Origin of the sequence: Chryseobacterium sp. SIMBA_038 (assembly GCF_046535115.1) — a bacterium.
GTDB lineage: Bacteria > Bacteroidota > Bacteroidia > Flavobacteriales > Weeksellaceae > Chryseobacterium.
Map to the genome: position 1 here is coordinate 1 of NZ_JAWRXH010000092.1, position 300 is coordinate 300.

The window sequence follows — 300 nt, forward strand, 5'->3', positions numbered from 1 at the left end:
ATCCAGATATTCCATTTTCTCTTTTTCTTTGATATCCAATTGATTCAAAAGAGTATTTTGAATGTATGAGAACAATTTGATGAGATCAGAACAATAGATAGAGGGATTGTCAAACCCATTGCCAGAGTGATACCTGTGCGGAATAAAACCACCTCCACAAATTTCAAAAATTGGACATTTCTGGCATTGGACACATTGCTTGTCTTTATTTTTACTATGAATATAAAGATCTATAATAGGTGTTTTTGTAGCGTCAATAAAAGAGGTTTGATTGATATTTCTGTTGGTTTTGGTGAAGCT

At 32.7% G+C, this 300-nt stretch carries 1 protein-coding gene; it reads right to left on the bottom strand.

Annotation, left to right across the window (positions count from 1 at the left end):
- Nucleotides 1-300 (bottom strand): hypothetical protein (locus tag SB689_RS22850; RefSeq protein ID WP_410694358.1); only part of this gene is annotated, 300 nt, incomplete at both ends.